This is a genomic window from Luteibacter sp. (assembly GCF_035539195.1).
GTDB lineage: Bacteria > Pseudomonadota > Gammaproteobacteria > Xanthomonadales > Rhodanobacteraceae > Luteibacter.
On the sequence record NZ_DATLIW010000038.1, the window covers coordinates 87,957 to 108,734 of the forward strand.

Here is a 20,778-nt window from a genome sequence, read left to right on the forward strand (position 1 = left end):
CGCTGCCTACACTGCGCATTCCCACTCACCGACGATTTGCCAAATGGATATGGCGCCCCCGGCCACGCCGCCGGCGATGACACGCACGACCGACGAAGAACCCGCCACGCTCGTCCCGCGCATGGTCGAATCCCAGCGCTGGCTGATCGATCAACAGGCGTTCCTGCCGACGGTTACCGTCCGCGAGGCGCCGTCAGCACGTATGAACTTCATGGAGGATCTCGCCGCCGCCTGGCAGGCGCCGGTCCCGCCCTACCCCGCTCACCTGCCCATCCCTCGCCTGCAGGCGTTCGCCCTGCGTTGGTCGGCCGTCATGGCGGATGCGGCCAGGCTCGCGGTCGCCGACGGCGAGCTGCTGGCTCGGGAAAAGGACGCCATCCTCGCCGTCACCGCCGCGCAGGGACACATCCTGCCACCCCATGTCCGGCTACGCGAGCTCATGGTGACAACGCTACCCTACGCAGGCGCCGTCATCGTGGCCGATGACCGCGATGGCGCCGGCACGCTGCTCTTCACGCCCGACCGTGGATGGGAACGCTTCGATGACCTGGACGCGCTCCACGCCGAGGTCGAGGAACGTCTGCGCGAGACCCTTGCCGCCACGGCTCATCTTCCCGGTCTTGCGGACGACGATCCTGCCGTCATGACCGGCGAGCTATTCGTCACCTCCCGCGACATCGTCGGGAATGCGTTCGACGTGCTCACGAACAACGTCGTGCAGGTGCAGCGCCGCAAGGTGGTCGATGCATGGACACGGCACGACGATCGCGAAGGCAACCTGCAACGGCTTGCCGATCGCCTCAACGACGCGCTCGCTCCCGAAGACTATCTCGATGTCTCAGTCATGCTCCATCGTCGGCAGGGCCGTCTGCTTGCCGCCGTGCATGAGCGGCGTCTTGCACAACTGCCCACAAGCGTGCGGCAAGCGTGGGAGCAGGCACTCGCCGACTATCGCGAGGAACGGGTAGGTGCCGGCCGCGCGCTGGCGGGCACCGGCTTCGATCGGGTCGCTTCCATCGATCAGTTCGCACGCGACGAACTGACCCTCCTCCTGCAGCGCCGCGGCATCGCCGATGACCCGGCCGACATCACGATCGAGTTGTTCGCGACTACGGCTAACGCTTCATACGGCTATCTCGGGACCGATGTCGAGCGGCGATCCCTGGTCCAGCTGGCCCATGAGAACTTTGGCTTTCTCGAAATGCGAGGCATGCAGGCGAGGACAGCGAGCGGCGGTTTTCTCCTGACGCTCGGACGCGACGACATCGTCGACATGGTTCGGGCCCTCGATCTGAGGAACCGCTATCAGGACTACCTGGTGCGTGAACTGAAGACATCCGCGCATGGACAACGCCTGCGGGCCGCATCGGCTCGCCTGCAGGAGGCGAGGATGCGTTTCGAACTGATGGACGCGCGTTCCACGGCCTACGTCGAGGGAGAGACCAACGATTTCATCGACGACCATGCCGAACGAGGCTATCGCTGGGTCGAGGCCATTCTGGACGCACCCGAGGCGGCGCGGCGGCGACGCGTCGAAGATCACGACATCGTCGTAAGCCACGTCGTCTACGAAGGGGCGCGGCTGAAAGACATCCTGGCGATCGGCGTGCGGGCGCAGGAAAGCGTCTACCGCACCGTCTTCTACACGCCCGACGCGCCCGACGGACGCAGCTTTCGCGAGTTTTCCGACCGCCGGTCCGCCGCCGCCGCGTTCTTCAACGATCCCGCGTTCGAGTCGTACCTTCTCGAACGACTGCCGGCCGCCTGGTCGTCGGTCGATCGCGATGGCGTCACCCGCCGCTTCCGCGTTTCGACGGGTACGAGGCGCGCCGTATGGGCCCTTTCCAGCCAAAGCGGCGAGCGGCCCTTCACGCTCACCGAAGGCCGGTTCGTGGAAGAGGCCATCGCCGGCAACCTCTTCGATGCATCGTACGACGTGGCGCTGGCTCAGCTCGGTCGCGACGCGGCGGAACGGGCCCGCTCGACCGGCGAAGCGGATTTCGATCACGCGAAGTCTGTCGGTATGTTGTCGGTCGCGGTCGCGGAGGGCTTCGTGCCCGTTCGCCTGGGCGTGGCGGTGGCAAGTCTCCGCGCGATGCAGGCGATCTGGCAGGGAATCGAGCACGTCGGGCGCGAAGGACGCGTACAGGCCTTCGAGCATTTCGTCGGTGCCTTTTCATCGGTAAGCGACCTGATCGGAGCCGATGTGCCCAAGCGTGCCTTCCGCAGGACGCTGCTGTCCCGGCTGCGCAACCATCCGCGTCGGCTTACCGCGACCCATGTCGCGATGCCGGATCTCGAAGCGACGTTCGACGCGCGCTACGTCGCGCGCGACGTAAGACTTGCAGACGCACGCGCATTCGGCAACGGCATCTACGAGGTCGATGGAAAACAGTACATCGAGCACGGTGGGCGGGCCTATGGCGTGCACTTCGATCGCGACAACGACACCTGGCGCCTCCGTAGGCCCGGACATACGTCGGCGGATTACGCACCGCCGGTGACGCGCGACGGTACCGGACAATGGCGACACAACAAGCGCGTGGGCCTGCGCGGTGGGACACCTGACCGGCCCGACCTCTACGACCGTGAGCCCGCGGACCTGCTCATGGAATATCGCGGACTGCGTACCGAGACCACCGGCCTGAGCAACGGCGATATCCAGGTGCTGGTCCAGGCACTGTCACGTCAGGGGCTCCGCTCCGGCGTCGCGAAGCGGCTGATCTACGATCGCACGCACGGCCGGCCGACGAGTGCCGCCCTGATACGCCACTGGGATGCCGCTCTGGCGCAGACACGCCGTCCGCCGCCGAGCCTGCGCGTTCCGTCGCCCCCGGCGACGTCGGGCTTCGAACTGGCGAAGCTCGAGCGCAGCCAATGGCCCACCACGGTGTGGCACTACACCACCCCTCACCGACACGCGATGTTCACCGGAACGACGCTCACGCTCAACCAGTCGCTCCCCGCGCCGACAGGACCCTCGGGGTTGCACGTGATGACACTCGATCCGGGCCGCCCTTCACGGCAGATCGTCGAAGTCATGCGCGGAACGACGCGCACGGCCTCGTTCACCGACAAGCAGGTGCAGAACATCGCCGGTGCCTATGTCGAGATCGACCTTGGCAAGTTGCGCGACCGGCAACGAACCGACGGCACGTACGAATTCAACCTCTACACGGTCACCCATCGCTCCGGCCTGGAGTTCGTCATCAAACCGACGTTGCCTGCGCCGCAGCGAGACATCGCTCCGCTTTCTCCTACCCGACAGCGGGACCTTCCCGGTATTCCGCTCAGGGCAGGCGAATTTCGCACCGGGCTGCGCTTTCCGTAGCGCCAGCCGTTCCTTCCAGCGCCACCACCCAAGGAGAACGACATGGATGTCCAACCAGCCACGTCACACGAGATCGTGCAAGCCGAGAACCAGAGCGCGATCGATGCGCTGCGCCAGCTGATCGCAACACGCGATGCCTTCGTGCGCATGTGCGATGCGCGCCCCTCGCTCACCGAACCGAACGCCCCGGCTGCCCGACAACTCCTGGATGCGCTTGCCGCCTTCTGGGCGTCATCCGAAACGACCGGGGGCGACACGCGCGTCACCATGCTGGGTCGTCACCTGGCCAGCGTGATGAAAGAGGAAGCCACGCTGCGCGGCCTCGACGGAACGCTCGGCACCGACGCGGCGTCGCTCGCTGCGCGCGCTGCCGCTTTGAAGGGCGGCTCCATGGCGCCTGGCCTTCATCCACGCGAGCTCATGCTGGGCGATGTTCCGCACGCGGGATCGCTGATCGTGGTCGACGATGCCAAACCCGCTCTCGCGCTCCTGTTCACCGTTCACGGCGGATGGGAGGCCTTCGATTCCCTGGAGCGCCTCCTGCAGTCGACGCGCCGGCGAATGCTGGAATCGGTGGATGCGACCGATGGCAGCGGGCTGGAGGACGACGCGTTCGCCGAGGCGAAGACACAGGGCACCGTGGGCTCCCGGGAGATCTCCGGCGACGTCTTCGCCACACTGGCAAGCCGCATGGTCGACGTGCAGGCGAGCCGAATCGCGCACGCCGTAGACGACTATGCTCTCGACATCGCCGAACCGGATGCAGCCATCCGCCTCGGCGACCGCATCGGCTACGAACTGTCATCTACATCGATGCTGGACATCGACGCCATCGAGCACCTGCGCGAGGCCTATTTGCTTGAGGCTTCCGTCGCCGAACGCCTGAGAGACGTCCCGGCGAGCGCTCGCGACGCGTGGTATGACGCGCGCGACACCTATAACGACACGCTGACGACGGCGGCGATGCTGCGCGCAGCGTTCGGCGTGCAACCGGCCTTGACCTTGCACGCATTCGCCTCGCGCGAACTCGCAGCGAAGCTGGCGACGCTGGGCGTTGACACCTCGCCCGAGGCAATCACCGTCGAGATAGGCCGGATCAAGGTTCTTCCGGAGCCCCTCGACCTGCTCGACCCCCTGCCGGGATCGACGGCGGTGCGACGCGTCTCGCTGATCGATCTGGCAGCCCAGAACACCGGCCGCTTTTCCCTCGAAACGCTGCACGCCGTGGATGCCGAGGGCGCGTCGCTTCGCGACCGCCTGAGCCAGGGGGCGATCCGCGACATGGTTCGCGATCTCGATCTTGCGCGTCGCTACCAGAACCACCTCGATGAGCGCCTTCGGCAAGGCCCCGTCGGGGCCCTCGCCCGAAAGCTCGCCATGGCCGTACACGCGGCGCAGATGCGCCTGGAGGCGGCCGAAGCAAGGCTGTCGTATCACCTGCCCGGCGACCCACGTTCGTTCATCGACGATCGGGACGAGCGAGGGTTCCGGTGGGTCGACGCCGCGCTCGATGCCCCGGCAGGCACGCGCCACGTGGATAAGCACGAGGTGGTCGTCTCGCAAGTCACGTACCAGCAGGCCCCCCTGGAAGGGGTTCTCATCTTCGCGTCGCGTACCGCGGGCAGCGCGCCTCGCGTGGTCGTGTACACACCCGGCGCACCGGACGGTCGCCCCTTCCGGGAGTTCGAGAGCCGACAGCAGGCCGCAAAGGAGTTCTTCTACCATCCGGCCTTTCGCGAGTACCTGCTCGATCGCCTTCCCGCCGAATTCGCCACCGTGTCTCCCAACGGGGCGACACGGCAGTTCGCCGGCGATCGGCTTGCCCATTGGGTGCTTGGTTCACGGGGCGATGCCGCATACACACTGACCGCCGAACCCTTCGGCGAACGGGAAGTACGAGGCGACTTCCTGGCGACCTCCTACGACACGATGGTCGAAAAATATCGACGCGACGCACGTCTCCTCACGCGTTCCACGGCCGACGCCGATAAGGATGCGTGGTTGAGCTACCTGCAAGGTCGCTTCAATGCCGCCCCGGCGACCGTGGTAGCGACGATGCTCGCCGAGGTACCGGCCAGCCTAGGACGCATGGTGCAAGCTTCCTGGCGCTTCTACGACCACGTGAAGGCCGGCGACACCGGGGAGGCTTTCATCGCCTTCACCGAAGGCTACGTGAATGCCCTCAATCTCGCGGTGCCACCCTTTGTCGGTGGACGCCACATCGCGGGGGCACTGGTGCGTTCCCGCTCCGCGACGCGCGGCGTGGCCAGCACGAATATACGGCGGTCGCCGCCACGAGCCCGCTTCGACGACCGCTACGCGGTGCGTACTCTACGCAAGGCGGGCAAACCCGATGACGAGGGCATTTTTCGGGTTCGGGGCCAGTCGTACATCGATCACGAGGGAACGTTTTTTCTCGTGCGCCGCGATAACGACTACGGGTTGTGGCGTCTCTCCCCACCCCAGGGCGCCATGGATGCTCGCTTCACCGGTCCGTTGCTCGAACGTATCGACGGCCGATGGGTGTACGCACACGACGTCGGCCTGCGCGGCGGGATGCGCCGGATACGCGAGCGGTTGGGTCGTCTCGTCGTTCGGGACGAGCCTGAACTGCTGGCGGTTGCCGCCGTCGAGGATGCGGCGCCGGTTGCCCAGGCTGCGCCCCCAGCGCCTCCACCCCTTGTGCTACCCCACGTCATGGAACCCTTCCGCCCCGAGATTACGGCTGCGCTGACGGACAATCCGAGCGCGCTCGCACGCATCAGGGACGACGGAACGCACCTGCAGATCGTCGTCCGGCCACGAAGCGCCCTTCTTGTCGACCCGAATCTCCATGCCGATATCGGGGCCCTCAGCGCGCACCAGCGACGCGTATTCCTGCACGAACTGGACGCGCGGTTCCCGCTCCACGCGGAACGCGCCGAGGTGCTGGGTATCCGTGGATGGGCGCAAGCGGACGGACGGCGCGTCCCCTCTCGCCCGCCCTCACCCGGCTCGACGACCGTCGCCGATCTCCAGTCCCCATCCATTTCCTCGTCCACCGGCGATCCGACACCTCCGCGGCCCACGCTCACGCCCGGCCAGCAGGGACGTTGGGACGAAGCGCTCACCCTAGCCAGGAATGCGCCGCGCTCGTCGAGGCGGCCGTCGATCGATTCGGCCAGCGACGTGGCGGAGACGCTGCCTCTCGGCGAGCTCGTGCCTCACGACGAATGGCCGCGACAGGTCTGGTATTTCAGCAAGCACCGTTTCCACACCGAGTTCGTACCCGGGCTGCACCGCGAAGTCGTCACGCTCGGCGGCGATACGGCATTGATGGACGCAACCAGCGGTCTACGCACGTATCCGGTCTCGGTTCTTCCCCCGGAAACGCCGTTGAACCGCCTGGCCGAGGCGCTCGGCACCTCGCCGATCCAACAGGCCGGACGACGCGATCCACTCGGCTACGCGATGCTGATCGACATGGCACGCCTGCGCGATGCGACGACCGCCGGACAGGCGGTCATGGGAGGGCCGGGATTCGAGCTGCGCCGGCGCATCCTTCCCAACGGCGAGTACCAGTACACATTGCAGAGCAGCCGGCGTGTTCGCATCGCTACGTCCTACATCATCAGTGTCAGCCGCCGCGGCGGACAGCCGACGCCGCTTCCCGGTATCCGCTTCTAATCCCCTCACGATAAGGAAATCGCCATGGACATGGCCCCCCCGCAGGCACCGCCTGCGCAGATTCAGAGCAGCTTGCAGGAAGCCACCGACGCCTTCGATCGTATCGTCGGCCTGCAGGCCTGGCTGGCTACGGAACAAGCCAGTATCCCCGCACTTCCCGAGACCATCGACCCTGGCAGCCTTGTGCCATATCTCCGCGCCGTCGATGCCTACTGGAGCGCACCGCCAGCTGACAGCGCCGAGGGTCCCACGCGACGCGCGGCGGTCAAAACCCGCATCCTCGCCGCCGCACGCGGCCTGGCCGTTCTCGCCCGGCAAGACGGTCAGTTCGACGACGCCACGCTGGCGATCGCTCGTTCGCTCACGTCGGCCGCAGGCGCCACGCCAGCCCCACACATCAAGGCCCGCGAACTGATGTTCGGCCAGGTGCCCTACGCCGGCGTTCTCCTTTTCCTGGATGATCGCCTCCCAAACCGGGTCCTGGTCTTTTCGACCGTGCGCGGTTGGGAATCCTTCGCGAACCTGGTCGATGCGCATGCCGAGATGGAGCGACGCATGCGCGCTGCCCTGATCGTGTCACCCGACCTTCATGGTGTTTCGCGTCAGCACGTTGCGACCATCGGCCCCGACGCGTTCGTCGATTCCCGCGAAATCCCCAGCGATCCCTTCGGCACCCTGGTCGACCGGTCGATCGACGTGCAGTACGACAAACTTCGCCAGGCCTGGTTCGAGTTCTCGCTGGCCGATGAGGGTGAGAAGAGCAAACAAACCCTCGTGGATGCACGATTCGATATCTTGCGACTGGACCGCTTGTTCGACACGGAGAACGTGCTGGCCACACGCCACGCCGCCCTCATGGAGGCCTTCAATGCGCAACGACTCGGACGCGTCCCGGCCAACGTTGCCGCCGACTGGCGCGATGCCGAGACCGACTACGCTTCGGCGCAACGGTCGGTGACGTCCGTCGAAAGCCAGGCCGGCCTGCCCACGCCCCTCGATCTGCCAGCGTATGCGGCCGCCGCCATCGGGGAGCGTCTGCGGGCACTCGGGGTCTCCAACGACCCAACGGATATCCAGATTCGCGTCGATCGGAGCAGGGACCTCGCCGCTCGTCTGGAGTCGCTGCAGGCACTGTTCGAAGGACCGGCACCGTCATACATCAAGCTGGTCGACCTCGCCTACCAGAACATCGCCGCCTTCGATCCCGCGCGCCTGAGTGCCAGCACGAGCGACGGCATGCCGATTGCTGCATTGGACGACGCCACCCTCCGCAGCCTGGTTCGGGAACTCGACCTTTCATCGCGTTATCAGGGCTACGTGGACTCGACATTCCGCTCCGGCGACGAAGCCCCCATGCGTCGCGCACACGCCACCAGCCTGCAGCTCTCGCACATGCGCTTCCTGGCGGCCGAGGCGAGGCTGTCGTATTACCTTGACGAAGTACCCCGGTCGTTTCGCTTCGATCGTTCCGAACGCGGCTACCGCTGGGTGAAGGTCGTGCTCGACGCCCCAAACGCTGCGGACCGGACACGCGTCGAAGGACACGAGATCGTCGCGCGCCAGATCACCTATCGTGGGACGCCCTTGCGCGACATCCTCGCCATCGGCGTGCGCCAACCCGGCAGCGTGCCCAACGTCATTCTGTATACACCGGACGCACCGGATGGCATCACGTTCCGCGAGTTCGACGACAGGGCCGATGCCGGACGACGGTTCTTCTATCACCCTGGCTTCCGCGAGTACCTTCTCGACAGGCTGCCGGCCGAGTACGCGCGCGCGTTGCCCAACGGCAGCGGGCGCGAGTTCGTCGGTGAGCACCTCGCCAACTGGGTACTGGGATCCGGTTCCACGTCGGCCTATACGCGAACGGATGCTCCCTTCGAGGAGCGCGAGGTGAACGGCGACTTCCTTGCATCGGCTTACGAGGTGGATGTGCAACTGGGCTTGCGCAATGTGCAGGCCTTCACCCGAAGCGCGGAGCAAGCCCACTGGAGCTGGCTGGTGGAGACCCTGGGCAATGCGTCGACGCAGCAGGTAGTGACGAATGCGATAACGGGCGTCGTTACCGCGCCAGGTCGCGCCGCGCAGGCGGCGTGGCGCCTTTACGACAACATCAAGGCCGGGGACGGTTCCCAGGCATTCGTCGATTTCGCGGATTTCTACAACGTCTCGCTGTCCGTAGCGCTTCCCGCCTATGCATTGGGCTCGGCGTCCGTGGCGCGCGGCCTGGTTGGCGCACGCTTCCGGGCCGGGCCCCGACTGGTCGAAGCCAGGCCAGCCGTGCAACCGGCGGTGGTCTTCGAACCGCGCTTTGCAGCAACGAATGTTCGCAAGGCCGGCCAGGCCAATCGCGACGGCATCCTTACCATCGAGGGCAAGACCTACATCGAACATCGCGGGCAACTGTACCGGGTGCTCCACGACAGCGACTACGGTAGCTGGCGTCTCGCCCGTCCCGACGCGGGCAGTGCGTTTCGCGGCCCCGCCATAGAGCGAACCGCGTGGGGAAGCTGGACCTATCGTCGGGTCGGTCTGCGGGGCGGTAGCGGTCGGGGGCAAGCGGGGGGCCCGGACCGGCTGCCCGACCTCTACGATGAGTTTCAGGCCGAGATCGAACGCGCTTTCCCGGACCCCCTGGAGCGGGATCTCGTCGCTGCGCGAATGCGAATGGAGAGGACGGCGCCCGCATCGACGTCGATCGCACCGATCTCCGTCGGACAGCGCACTCGCTGGAATGAAGCGTTGGCTGCGGCGCGCTGGGCCCACTTCATGAGGACTACGGCACCATTGCTCCGCGCACCCGCCGCGCCCGTCGACCTGACTAGTCGATTCGGTAGCATGCGCGAGGTGCCGAGGGCCCAGGCGCCGGACGATCTCTGGTACTACGGAAGGGTGCCGTTCAAGGACAGCGACCTGATACGTCATCGCGGGAACCCGGGCTACAGCAAGGACTTGGCGGAGATCACACCGCGCTTCATCGACCATGGGGTCCACGGCGTCCGCGTGACCACCGTTCCACCCACGGCATCGATCGAGCGGATCCGGGAGGCGATGGGCGCGCCGGATCTCAACCGCACGACGACGTTTTCGGTGCGCATCGATCCCGGCAGCCTGTACGAGCCGCCGGCCGCCATCTGTCGACAGCGGTTCATGTGCCTGGGCAATGGCGCCAACGCCGAGTTGCTCGCCCCGACCAGAGGGCCGGCGGAGATGTTCGTCGTCCGCTCCAATAGCTGGGGGACGCTGAAGCTCGGCGCCGGTCAGTTCCATGTCGAATCGACACTGCCGCCGCCGACATCTCCCTGAGCCCGGAGCGGGCAGCTGCCTGAGCGGATGAACCGGAGTACCATGCGTGGCATGGATTCCCAGAAAACCACTCATTTCGGCTTCCGCGACGTCCCCCTGGCCGACAAGCAAAAGCTTGTCGGCCAGGTGTTCACTTCCGTGGCGCGCAACTACGACCTGATGAACGACCTCATGTCGTTCGGAATTCACCGCTTGTGGAAGCGCCATTTCGTCGCCGTGAGCGGTGTGCGTCGGGGTGATCGCGTCCTCGACCTCGCTGGCGGCACGGGCGATATCGCCGCGCTGCTCAAGCCGGTGGTGGGTGAGGAAGGCGAAGTCGTGGTGGGCGACATCAATGCCGCCATGCTCGGCGTCGGTCGCGACCGCCTCACCGATCGCGGCCTCGTCTCCGGCCTGCGCTGGGCGCAGATGAACGCCGAGATGCTGCCGTTCCCGGACAACAGTTTCGACGCCGTCACTATCGCCTTCGGCCTGCGCAATGTCACCGACAAGGACAAGGCCCTGGCGGACATGCACCGTATTCTCAAGCCCGGCGGCCGCGCCCTCGTGCTGGAGTTCTCGAAGGTGCAGAGCCCGGTGCTCTCGAAGCTCTACGACGTGCACTCGTTCAAGATCCTGCCGCGCCTGGGCAAGCTTTTCGCCGGCGATGCCGACAGCTATCAGTACCTGGCCGAATCGATCCGCAAGCATCCGGACCAGGAAACACTGAAGGGCATGATGCTGAAAGCCGGCTTCGGCCATGTCGAAGTCCGCAACCTGACCAGTGGCATCGTCGCGATCCATCGCGCCTACAAGCTCTGACAGGGGTGGCATACTGGGGATCTCCTTCCACCGGATGATCCCCGCGATGCGTCTGCTTCCCCTCCTTGCCCTCACCATGGCGTTCCCCGTCGTGGCTTTCGCCGCCGACCCGCATTCCTATGCCCAGCCCGACGCGGTCAAGGTCACCCACCTCGACCTCGACCTGAAGCTGGACTTCGGTCAGCGCGAACTGGCCGGCAAGGCCACGCTGAAGCTCGACTGGAAGGACGCCAAAGCCAGGGATCTGGTGCTCGATACGCGCGACCTGAAGATCGCCAGCGTCGACGCCGTGGATGCCTCGGGCAAGACCTCGCCGCTCACGTTCGCGCTCGCCCCCCGCGACAAGGAACTCGGCTCGAAGCTGACCATCGAGGCACCGGCTCATCCTGCCAGCGTGCGCATCGCCTATACCACGGTGCCGGAGGCCTCGGGCCTGCAGTGGCTCACGCCGGACCAGACGGCCGACAAGAAGCAGCCCTTCATGTTCTCGCAGTCCGAATCGATCCACGCGCGTTCGTGGGTGCCGCTGCAGGATTCGCCAGCCATCCGCTTCACCTACGACGCGCACGTCAGCGCGCCCAAGGACGTACGCGTGGTGATGAGCGCGATCAATGACGCAAAGCACCCACTCGACGGCGATTTCAGCTTCGACCAGCCGCATCCGATCCCGTCGTACCTGCTTGCGATCGCCGCCGGCGATATCGCGGTGAAGGAGACCGGCCCACGCAGCGCCGTCTATGCGGAGCCCAGCGTCGTCGGCAAGGCCGCGCACGAGTTCGAAGACACCGAGAAGCTGATCGCCACCACCGAGCAGCTCTACGGGCCGTATGCCTGGGGCCGCTACGACATCCTCGTGCTGCCGCCGTCGTTTCCGTTCGGTGGCATGGAAAACCCGAACATGACCTTCGCGACACCGACCGTACTGGTCGGTGACAAGAGCCTGGTCTCGCTGGTGTCGCACGAACTCGCGCACTCGTGGTCGGGCAACCTGGTGACCAGCGCCGCCTGGCGCGATATCTGGTTGAACGAGGGCTTCACCACCTACGTACAGGGCCGCATCACCGAGGCCGTTTACGGCAAGACGCTCGCCGACGAAGAGGCACTGCTTTCGGCACGCGAACTGCAGAAGACGATCGGCGACATGCCGGCCAATACGCAGAAGCTCACCCCGGATCCGCGTGGCGTTGGCGCCGACGATGCCTTGTCCTCGGTCGCCTATGACAAAGGCTCCTGGTTCCTGCGTACGCTGGAGCAGCGTTTCGGCCGCGAGACCTTCGATGCTTACCTGAAGGGCTATTTCGCCCACTTCGCCTTCCAGAGCATCGATACGGACACGATGTTCGCCTACCTCAAGGCCAATCTGCTCGATAAGTATCCGGGCAAGATGAGCGACGCCGAGGCACGTGCCTGGATCTGGCAGCCGGGCATTCCGAAGGACGCTCCGCTGCCGACCTCGGCACGCTTCGACGGCATCGACAAGCAGCGCACCGACTTCCTCGCCGGCAAGCTCGCCGCCGACAAGCTAGACGCAAAGACCTGGAACACCCAGGAATGGATGTACTTCCTCGATCGCCTGCCGGACGTGACGCCGCTGCCGAAGATCAGGCAGATCGACGCCGCCTGGCATCTCACCGGCACGCCCAACGCCGAGATCGGCATGCGCTGGTATGCGCACGCCATCGCCGCCGGCGACAAAACCGTATGGACCGCGGCCGCCGAGCACATGACCCGAATCGGCCGCCTGTACCTGACCACCCCGGTCTACCGCGCCTTCGCCCGCACACCGGAAGGCCTGGCGTTCGCCAAGCAGACCTATGCCAAGGCGAAGACCGGCTATCACCCGATGACCCAGCAGGCCGTCGAAGCCATTCTCGCTGGCAAGTCGAAGAAGAAGTAAGGCGCCCGACCCATGGCCAAGATTCCCACGATCGCTTCCGCCGACAGCCGCCCGCTCTGGCAGCGGCTGTTACTCCGCCGCCTCAAGTTCCTCGTGGTGGTCGCCCTGGTGCTCGGCATCGGTGCCGGCGGCGTTTACCTGTTCGCGCCGTCGCTGCTGCTGAAGGCGGATGCGGCCCGCCTGGCCATGTCGGCGCACATGGAGAAGAAGACCGTGGTCGCGGGGGACACGACCTGGTCGTATTACGAAGGCGGCGAAGGCCCGACCATCGTGCTCTTGCATGGTTTCGCCGCCAACAAGGAAACCTGGCTGCAGATGGCCAAGGGACTGACCGACCACTTCCACGTGGTCGCCCCCGACCTTCCGGGCTGGGGCGAGTCCTCGCGCAACGAAGGCGGCGACTACGGCATCCCGGCCCAGGCGGCGCGCCTGGAGGCGTTCGCCGCTGCCATCGGCACCCAACGCTTCCTGCTCGTCGGCCATTCGATGGGCGGCGCCATTGCCGGGGTCTACGCCGACCAGCATCCGGAGCGCGTCGCGAGCCTGGTGCTATCGAGTTCGCTCGGCCTGACCTTCAAGGAAAACGACTTCGTGCGTGAGGTGAAGGCCGGCAAGGATCCGTTCCTCTTCAAGGATCGGGCCGATCTCGAAGCCCTGCTCAGCCGCATCTTCCTGGTCAAGCCGACGATTCCCGGCCGGCTCGAAGACGCGTTGCTCGCGCGTAACGAACAGGACCACGACTTTATCGCGCACACCTTCGAGCAGTTGAAGCAGCCCGCCGAGGCCCACGCGCTGGATCCCGTGATCGGCAAGCTGCAGATGCCCGTGCTCGGCATCTGGTGCCGCGAAGACAAGATCATCGACGTCTCCGCGCTCGACACCTTGCGCAACGGCCTGAAAAGCTCACCGTCGATCGGCGCCACCATCATGAATGGCTGCGGCCACATGCCGATGCTCGAGAAGCCGGAAGAAACGGCGAAGATCATCACCGGATTCGCGCTCGCGCATTGATCCCGCCAGGGCAGACTAGGCGGCCGGCCTGGCCGCCTCAGTCGGCGACGTCGGCCACGAGGCGGTCCAGTTGCATCTTCAGCCCACTGCCATGCGTGCGTAGCCACGCGCGCTGTTCCTTGTAGCCAGGGAACACGGTCTCGACCCAATGCCAGAAGCGCGGCGAATGGTTGCGCACCTTCAGATGGCATAGCTCGTGGACGAGCACGTAGCGCAACGCGGCTGGCGGCGCCAGGGCGAGTGCGAGATCGAGGTTGATCCTGTCGCGTGTATCGAGGCTACCCCAGAGGCTCTTCAGCGGGCGTACCTTCAGTGCCGTCGGCGCGGCATTGATCACCGGGATATAGGCAGGCAGCCAGCGCGACACATCGCGACGAATCTGCGCCTCGAAGTACGAAGCCAACAGGCCACGCGCCACCAGCAATGCCCGCGTGTGAGGCTTCGGGATCACCAGCGTGAGACCGCCGGCATGCTGGTCGACACGCGGGTAGGCACCTTCGGCCCAGTCCAGCGCGACGTCTTCCCCACGAAAAGGAAAGGTGGTCGGAACGCCGACCTTGAGCGCGGGCAGCGGCGGCGCGTCCATGTGGAATTCGCCCAGCTTCTGCTCCAGCCAATCGGCATGGTGGCGGAGAAAGGCAGCCATCTGCGCCGTATGGGTGCCGTTGGGATAGGTCAGGCGGGCGCCCTTCGGGGTCACCGTGAGGCGCAGGCGACGCGCGCGCGGATGCGCCGATTTGAGCACACGAATGGTCCCCCCGGTCGGGGTGGACAATTCCAGCCAGTCGCCTTCTTCAGATGCCATGTCGCGAGTCTCTGGTCGATCCCGACGAACTTGCCACCAAGCCATATCGAATCCTGCGACGCGGCCGCCTCCGGGTTATTCCGGACGCGGCAGCTTGAACCACTCTTCCAGCTTGCCCAGCAGGCGCTCGTACTCCAGCGCCATGAGGGCGAAGTTCGCGTCCATCTCCGCGGCGGCCGACTCGGGGCTGTCGGCCTGCTCGTCGAGGACCACGTCGGTGAACTTGATCTTACGCAGGATCAGATCTTCCCCGAGCACGAACGAGATGCGGTCGTCGAAGACCAAACCCAACTGGAACACCTGCTTTCCGGTGCGCAGATGCTCGCGAATCTCATCGGTGTCGAGATCCTGGCGACGGCAGCGCGCGATCGCGCCCGAGGCCGTGGCCGGGTCGCGCAGTTCGCACTCGTCGCCCAGCGTGAGGCCGCCCGGCAGTTCGCCCGTCGCCACCCAGTGGGTCATGAGGATGCGCGGCGATTCCTCCGGCGCAAGTGGGACCGCCGGGAAGCTGCCCAGCGCTTCGCGCACCTGGCTCAAGGTGTTCTCAGCGGACTTGCGACTGGACGTATCGAGCACCAGCCAGCCATTTTTCTTGTCCACGTAGCCGGACATGCGCGAGGTGCGCACGAAGGCGCGCGGCAGCAGTTCGTTCATGACGTCGTCTTTCATGCGCTTGCGCTCGCGACCGCTGACCTTGCGGCCCTCTTCGTCCACGATTTTCTGCACGCGATTGGCGATCTCGTCGTTCACGACGGCGGCCGGCAGGATCTTATCCTCGCTGCCCACGGTGACCATGGTGTTGCGGCCGACGTTGTGGACCAGCGCTTCCTCGTTGCGGCCGAGCGGCGAGATGAAGCCGCGCGTCGACAGTTCCATCGGGCCGACCGGGCGCAGCCGATGCTCGGGCAGCGCCTCTTCGAGGCGGTCGAGATCGGTGGCGACGGGGGCGGAGAAGCGGAATAGCGTCAGGTTTCTGAAGAACATGTATCGGGATATCTCTTGCGAATGGAGGGCCGTGGCGAACGCAAGGCGTTCGCCGGCGAGGATGGCATGGGACGGCTAGATGACCCTGGCGATCGCCTCGGCGACGCGGTCGAGGTTGCCGTCGTTGAGCGCGGCCACGCAGATGCGACCCGTGCTCACGGCGTAGATACCGAACTCGTTGCGCAGGCGATCGACCTGCTCCGCGGACAGCCCGGAGTAGGAAAACATGCCGCGCTGCGCTTCGATGAACGCGAAGTCGCCGTGCGCGGCGAGCCGCTGGGTGAGTCCACGGCGCATCGTGCGGATGCGCTCGCGCATTTCACCGAGTTCGGTTTCCCAGGTGGCGCGCAGATCGTCGTGATTGAGCACCGCGGCGACCACGGCCGCGCCATGGGTCGGCGGATTGGAATAGTTGGTGCGGATGACCCGCTTCAGCTGTGACTGCACGCGGTGCGCTTCGTCGTGCGAATCGGTGACGATCGAGAGCGCGCCCACGCGTTCCCCGTACAGCGAGAACGACTTCGAGAACGAGCTGGCGACGAAGAACGGCACGCGCGCCTCGGCGAACAGGCGCACGGCGATGGCGTCGGCTTCGATGCCGTCGCCGAAGCCCTGGTAGGCGATATCGAGGAAGGGCACGAGCCCGTGCTCGCGCACGCTCTCGATGACCCGCTTCCAGTCGTCGGTGCCCAGGTCGACACCCGTCGGGTTGTGGCAGCACGCGTGCAGGACGACGATCGCCCCCTTGGGCAGCGTTGCCAGGCCACCGAGCATGGCGTCGACATCCACGCCATGCGTGGCGGCGTCGTAGTAGGGATATTCCACGACCTGGAAACCGGCACCTTCGAACAGCGCGCGATGGTTTTCCCAGCTCGGGTTGCTGATGGCCACCGGCACCGACGGATTCAGGCGATGGAGGAAATCGGCGCCGATCTTCAGCGCGCCGGTACCGCCCAGTGCCTGCGCGGTAACGACACGGCGCTCGGCAAGCAGCGGCGAGCCGGCGCCGAAGAGCAGCTTCTGCACGGCGGCGTCGTAGAGAGCGATGCCGTCGATGGGCAGGTAACCGCGCGGCAACTGCGCCTCCAGGCGCGCCTTCTCGGCTTCACGTACGGCGCGCAGCAAGGGCACGTGGCCGTTGGCGTCGTAATACACACCCACGCCGAGATTGACTTTGTCCGGACGCGTATCGGCGCCGAAGGCTTCGTTGAGGCCAAGGATCGGATCGCGCGGAGCGAGTTCGACAGCGGAGAAAAGAGTCATGGTCGGCAGGCCTTGAAGCGGGTTCTGGATGATCAGTCGTTGTCGTCGCCGGCGTCGCCACCGGCGAGCCAGGCATGTGTGTCGGCGCGCGCCGCGCCTTCGCGTGCGCCAAGCGCGGCGAAGTCGAACAGCTTGCGGTCGGTCAGTTGGGAGGGAGCGATGTTGCCCATCGCGCGGAAGATGGTTTCGCTGCGACCCGGGTTGGCCTTCTCCCAATCCTCGAGCATGCGCTTGACCACCTTGCGCTGCATGTTTTCCTGCGAACCGCACAGGTTGCAGGGGATGATCGGGAACGCGCGCGCGTCCGCATAGGCAGCGATGTCGTCTTCGCGGCAGTAGGCCAGCGGGCGGATGACCACATGGCTGCCGTCGTCCGAGAGCAGCTTGGGCGGCATCGCCTTCAGGCTGCCCTGGTAGAACATGTTCAGGAAGAACGTGCCGAGGATATCGTCACGATGATGGCCGAGCGCGATCTTGGTGATGCCGTTGGCCGACGCCCACTGGTACAGGGCGCCACGGCGCATGCGCGAGCACAGGCTGCACATCGTCTTGCCCTGCGGAATGACGCGCGTGACGACGCTATAGGTGTCCTGCTCGATGATATGAAACGGGATGTTTCGCCCGGTCAGGTATTCCGGCAGCACATGCGCGGGGAAATCGGGCTGCTTCTGGTCGAGGTTCACCGCGATCAACTCGAAGCGGACCGGCGCCTTCGCCTGCAGCGAAAGCAGCATGTCCAACATCGTGTAGGAGTCCTTGCCTCCGGAAAGGCAGACCATGATCCGGTCGCCGTCCTCGATCATGCCGTAGTCGGCGATCGCCTGGCCGACCTGGCGGCGCAGGCGCTTGGCCAACTTGCCGGCTTCGTAGGTCTGCTTGCGGGTGGCGTCGGGGATGGCGGACATGTCTCGGCGGTGTTCGGGAGGGACGGCCCCCTATTGTAGCCGCTGCGGGGGACCCCGCCGGGAGTTACACTGGGCCCTTCTCCTCCCGCCCGGCCAATGCCATGCAGGTCCAGGATCCCGCCGAACTGAACAAGCGCCTGTCCGAGCTCAAGGTCGAGCACCGCGACCTCGACACCGCCATCGACCATCTGGCCGCTTCCATCACCCGGGACGAGCTCCAGCTCACCCGCCTGAAGAAGCGCAAATTACTGCTGAAGGACGCCATTTCCCGGATCGAAAGCCGCCTGATCCCCGACCTCGACGCCTGAGACCCGCTCCATGACGCCTGTCCGCCTCGAAAACGCCTATGTCACCCTCGAACCGATGACCCTGGCGCACATCCCCGCGCTGGAGCAGGCCGCGGCCGACGGCAACCTGTGGGACCTCTGGTTCACCTCGGTGCCCGGTCCCGGGCGCATGACCGACTACGTGGAATCCGCCCTGCGCGGCCAGGAAGAAGGCCGCATGTCGCCTTGGGCGATCCGCGAGAACGAAACCGGCCAGGTCGTCGGCTCCACGCGGTATTACGAGATCGAGGACGACCCTTCGCGCGTATCCATCGGTTACACCTGGTATGCGCGCCGGTGGCAGCGCAGCCATGTCAATACGGCCTGCAAGCACCTGCTGCTCGACAACGCCTTCCAGAATGTCGGCGTGGTGGCCGTGGCGTTCCATACGGACGCCTACAACCAGGATTCCCAGCGCGCCATCGAGAAACTCGGGGCCAAGCGCGAAGGCGTCCTCCGCGCCAACAAGCGCCGCCCCGACGGCTCGCTCCGCGACACCGTCTGCTACAGCATCCTCGCCACCGAGTGGCCCGACGTGGACAAGTGGCTGCAGCTGCGGCTTCGGCGACTCGCTCCGCCGCACGCCTAGTCCGACTCTCTTCAGGGTCGTGGCGCGAACGTTCCTGGGGCTGCCTTCCAGGCTCGCGCCAGGAGCAATAGAAAAAGAAGGACGCCCGCATCTGCGGCGCCAAGCATGGGTCGTGGATCGCTCCACTTGTCCATGTTTTCCCGGCGCCCGAAGTACGGTGGACCGTCGCTGAAGTATTCCAGATACACCGCAATGTTCAGGTAGGCACCCAGGCATAGGACGGCCAGAATAAGTGCGGCAAGAACCATGCGTGTCATTTTCTATGGTCCAGGAAGTACGAGACGGTCAGGATGCAATAAATGTTTGAAGCTCCGTCGACGGCCTGCTTCAGACCGTCGACGAACGAATCCATGTGAGCCCACAGGTCGATGCAACCAGCGCTTCCCGGAGCAGTTCCTCCATGAATGAAGAACCCGCCGCGGCCATGGGTTTCCGTCTCCGGAAACGGATGAATCGCTAGTCGATACTTACCCCACGAGGCGCTTGCGGCAGGCCTGTACCAATCGTTGCTCCACAGTTCTCCGGGCGCTACCCAATACACCCCCTCTGGAATCGGCCCTTCGTTGCGAAGCTTCTGACGTTCCTTGGCATAGTCGAAGCCACCGGATCGATGCCTTCCCGACACTGCCGGATAGGACAGGCCGTGCCCGGGCATTTTCAATGACCCGCCATTAAACGTCAGGCGAAGGTGACTGCGAATAGCTCCGATGTGTTGAGGCCAGTGTCGTTCGTCTTCGTACGATCCCATTTCGGTTCCGCTCGATCAGTCAGAAGCAGTTGACTCTCACAGGGGCTACGAATTATGTAATGAGAATCCTGACCAGTTTCGCGATCTTCAGCAGGCGGGAATCGATTGCCTCGTAGATCACCGAGCGGCGATAGCCTCCGGATGCGACGGATGCACGATCAGCGTCGCGGTCATACCCGCTGAAAGAACGGTTCCCGCAGGCAGGTGATCCGCATCGATCTTCACGCGCACCGGCACGCGCTGCGCCAGCCGCACCCAGTTGAAGGTCGGATTCACGTCGGCAAGCAGATCACTACCGGTCGGGTTGTCCGCGTCGGTGATACCGCGCGCGATGCTTTCCACCGCGCCCTGGAACTGCACACCGCCGCTCATCAGGCGAATATCCACGGGATCGCCGATACGGAGTCCCGGCAGTTTCGTTTCTTCGAAATACCCGTAAATCCAGTAGGAATGACTGTCGATCAGCGCGAGGCGCGGCGTGCCGGCGTTGGCGTAGTCACCCACGCGCACGTCGAGATTGGTGACGAAGCCATCGACAGGCGCAAGGACCTGCGTGCGATCTAGGTTGAGCTGCGCGGAAGCCAGTTCGACTTGTGCCTGGGCCACAGCCGCGAGGGATTGCTGCTGGGCGGCGCTGGCCTGCTTCGTACTCGCCAGCGTCTGCTGCCATCCGGCCTTCGCGGCGTTCGCGGCGGCAACGGCGTTGGCCTTGTCCTCGGCCGAGATGACGTTGTTGATCAGCTTCTGTCGGCGCTCCGACTGCGCTTCGTACATCTCGTAGTTCGCCCGGCTCTGCTCGGCGCCTGCGGAGGCCGCATTGATGCTGGCGCCAGCGGCACGAGCGGCGGCTTCCGCGGCGTTGAGGTTAGCCTTGGCCTGGGCCACGGCGTTTTCGTAGCGCGCGCGATCGACGACGAAGAGAACGTCGCCCTTCTTCACCGTCTGGTTGTCGATCACCTTCACATCGGTGACCAGGCCCGCCACGTCCGGCGCGATGCGCACGATCTCCGCGCGCACGCGGCCGTCGCGCGTCCACGGCGAGTACATGTAGTGCTTCCACATGGCATGGCCGACGAAGGCGGCGACAAGCACGACGATCGCAGTGACGGCAAAACGGATGAGGGTCGCGAGTTTCATGACGGGATC

14 protein-coding genes are annotated in these 20,778 nt (G+C 65.4%); 8 read left to right on the plus strand and 6 right to left on the minus strand.

Going from position 1 to position 20,778, the window contains the following annotated elements:
- Positions 1 to 43 precede the first annotated feature (43 nt).
- Genes VM621_RS15895 through VM621_RS15920 form a run of 6 tightly spaced genes read left to right on the plus strand, consistent with a single transcriptional unit; the run spans position 44 to position 14,012 of the window.
- Complete coding sequence (locus VM621_RS15895) at positions 44 to 3,331, plus strand: dermonecrotic toxin domain-containing protein (protein WP_325469942.1); 3,288 nt, start codon at positions 44 to 46, stop codon at positions 3,329 to 3,331.
- A gap of 42 nt (positions 3,332 to 3,373) precedes the next feature.
- On the plus strand, positions 3,374 to 6,997 hold the full coding sequence (locus VM621_RS15900; RefSeq protein ID WP_325469943.1) for a dermonecrotic toxin domain-containing protein: 3,624 nt from the start codon (positions 3,374 to 3,376) through the stop codon (positions 6,995 to 6,997).
- Positions 6,998 to 7,021: 24 nt separating this feature from the next.
- Positions 7,022 to 10,303 carry a dermonecrotic toxin domain-containing protein gene (locus VM621_RS15905; RefSeq protein ID WP_325469944.1) on the plus strand — a complete coding sequence of 1,094 codons (3,282 nt, stop codon included), beginning with the start codon at positions 7,022 to 7,024 and terminating at the stop codon, positions 10,301 to 10,303.
- 51 nt (positions 10,304 to 10,354) lie between these two features.
- Positions 10,355 to 11,104: a bifunctional demethylmenaquinone methyltransferase/2-methoxy-6-polyprenyl-1,4-benzoquinol methylase UbiE gene (ubiE, locus tag VM621_RS15910; RefSeq protein WP_325469945.1), complete on the plus strand. Its 750-nt coding sequence runs from the start codon at positions 10,355 to 10,357 to the stop codon at positions 11,102 to 11,104.
- Between the two features lie 46 nt (positions 11,105 to 11,150).
- Positions 11,151 to 13,001: a M1 family metallopeptidase gene (locus tag VM621_RS15915; protein WP_325469946.1), complete on the plus strand. Its 1,851-nt coding sequence runs from the start codon at positions 11,151 to 11,153 to the stop codon at positions 12,999 to 13,001.
- Between the two features lie 12 nt (positions 13,002 to 13,013).
- Positions 13,014 to 14,012, plus strand: a complete 999-nt coding sequence (locus VM621_RS15920; protein WP_325469947.1) for an alpha/beta hydrolase — start codon at positions 13,014 to 13,016, stop codon at positions 14,010 to 14,012.
- 37 nt (positions 14,013 to 14,049) lie between these two features.
- Here VM621_RS15920 and VM621_RS15925 read toward each other — a convergent pair whose 3' ends face one another.
- The 4 genes from VM621_RS15925 to ttcA all read right to left on the minus strand — a co-directional run bounded on the left by VM621_RS15925 (position 14,050) and on the right by ttcA (position 17,969).
- Positions 14,050 to 14,817, minus strand: coding sequence for a M48 family metallopeptidase (locus VM621_RS15925; protein WP_325469948.1), 768 nt, complete (start codon positions 14,815 to 14,817; stop codon positions 14,050 to 14,052).
- 75 nt (positions 14,818 to 14,892) lie between these two features.
- On the minus strand, positions 14,893 to 15,801 hold the full coding sequence (locus tag VM621_RS15930) for a recombination-associated protein RdgC (RefSeq protein ID WP_325469949.1): 909 nt from the start codon (positions 15,799 to 15,801) through the stop codon (positions 14,893 to 14,895).
- A 75-nt stretch (positions 15,802 to 15,876) separates the two neighbouring features.
- Complete coding sequence (locus VM621_RS15935) at positions 15,877 to 17,064, minus strand: amino acid aminotransferase (protein ID WP_325469950.1); 1,188 nt, start codon at positions 17,062 to 17,064, stop codon at positions 15,877 to 15,879.
- 32 nt (positions 17,065 to 17,096) lie between these two features.
- Positions 17,097 to 17,969 carry a tRNA 2-thiocytidine(32) synthetase TtcA gene (gene ttcA / locus VM621_RS15940; protein WP_325469951.1) on the minus strand — a complete coding sequence of 291 codons (873 nt, stop codon included), beginning with the start codon at positions 17,967 to 17,969 and terminating at the stop codon, positions 17,097 to 17,099.
- Positions 17,970 to 18,070: 101 nt separating this feature from the next.
- Between ttcA and VM621_RS15945 the strand changes: the two genes are divergently transcribed.
- Together VM621_RS15945 and VM621_RS15950 are read left to right on the plus strand one after the other, a co-directional pair.
- On the plus strand, positions 18,071 to 18,277 hold the full coding sequence (locus tag VM621_RS15945) for a YdcH family protein (protein WP_107910616.1): 207 nt from the start codon (positions 18,071 to 18,073) through the stop codon (positions 18,275 to 18,277).
- Positions 18,278 to 18,287: 10 nt separating this feature from the next.
- Positions 18,288 to 18,884, plus strand: a complete 597-nt coding sequence (locus VM621_RS15950) for a GNAT family protein (RefSeq protein WP_325469952.1) — start codon at positions 18,288 to 18,290, stop codon at positions 18,882 to 18,884.
- A gap of 253 nt (positions 18,885 to 19,137) precedes the next feature.
- Here the strand turns inward: VM621_RS15950 and VM621_RS15955 are convergent, their stop codons facing one another.
- Positions 19,138 to 19,632, minus strand: coding sequence for a tlde1 domain-containing protein (locus VM621_RS15955; protein ID WP_325469953.1), 495 nt, complete (start codon positions 19,630 to 19,632; stop codon positions 19,138 to 19,140).
- A 117-nt stretch (positions 19,633 to 19,749) separates the two neighbouring features.
- Positions 19,750 to 20,769 carry an HlyD family secretion protein gene (locus tag VM621_RS15960; protein ID WP_325469954.1) on the minus strand — a complete coding sequence of 340 codons (1,020 nt, stop codon included), beginning with the start codon at positions 20,767 to 20,769 and terminating at the stop codon, positions 19,750 to 19,752.
- Positions 20,770 to 20,778 lie beyond the last annotated feature (9 nt).

Coding starts and splice junctions, on each gene's coding strand:
- ttcA (WP_325469951.1), bottom strand. CDS start 17,969: ATGTCCGCCATCCCCGACGCCACCCGCAAGCAGACCTACGAAGCCGGC.
- VM621_RS15920 (WP_325469947.1), top strand. CDS start 13,014: ATGGCCAAGATTCCCACGATCGCTTCCGCCGACAGCCGCCCGCTCTGG.
- VM621_RS15930 (WP_325469949.1), bottom strand. CDS start 15,801: ATGTTCTTCAGAAACCTGACGCTATTCCGCTTCTCCGCCCCCGTCGCC.
- VM621_RS15935 (WP_325469950.1), bottom strand. CDS start 17,064: ATGACTCTTTTCTCCGCTGTCGAACTCGCTCCGCGCGATCCGATCCTT.
- VM621_RS15905 (WP_325469944.1), top strand. CDS start 7,022: ATGGACATGGCCCCCCCGCAGGCACCGCCTGCGCAGATTCAGAGCAGC.
- VM621_RS15900 (WP_325469943.1), top strand. CDS start 3,374: ATGGATGTCCAACCAGCCACGTCACACGAGATCGTGCAAGCCGAGAAC.
- VM621_RS15895 (WP_325469942.1), top strand. CDS start 44: ATGGATATGGCGCCCCCGGCCACGCCGCCGGCGATGACACGCACGACC.
- VM621_RS15955 (WP_325469953.1), bottom strand. CDS start 19,632: ATGGGATCGTACGAAGACGAACGACACTGGCCTCAACACATCGGAGCT.
- VM621_RS15945 (WP_107910616.1), top strand. CDS start 18,071: ATGCAGGTCCAGGATCCCGCCGAACTGAACAAGCGCCTGTCCGAGCTC.
- VM621_RS15925 (WP_325469948.1), bottom strand. CDS start 14,817: ATGGCATCTGAAGAAGGCGACTGGCTGGAATTGTCCACCCCGACCGGG.
- VM621_RS15915 (WP_325469946.1), top strand. CDS start 11,151: ATGCGTCTGCTTCCCCTCCTTGCCCTCACCATGGCGTTCCCCGTCGTG.
- VM621_RS15950 (WP_325469952.1), top strand. CDS start 18,288: ATGACGCCTGTCCGCCTCGAAAACGCCTATGTCACCCTCGAACCGATG.
- VM621_RS15960 (WP_325469954.1), bottom strand. CDS start 20,769: ATGAAACTCGCGACCCTCATCCGTTTTGCCGTCACTGCGATCGTCGTG.
- ubiE (WP_325469945.1), top strand. CDS start 10,355: ATGGATTCCCAGAAAACCACTCATTTCGGCTTCCGCGACGTCCCCCTG.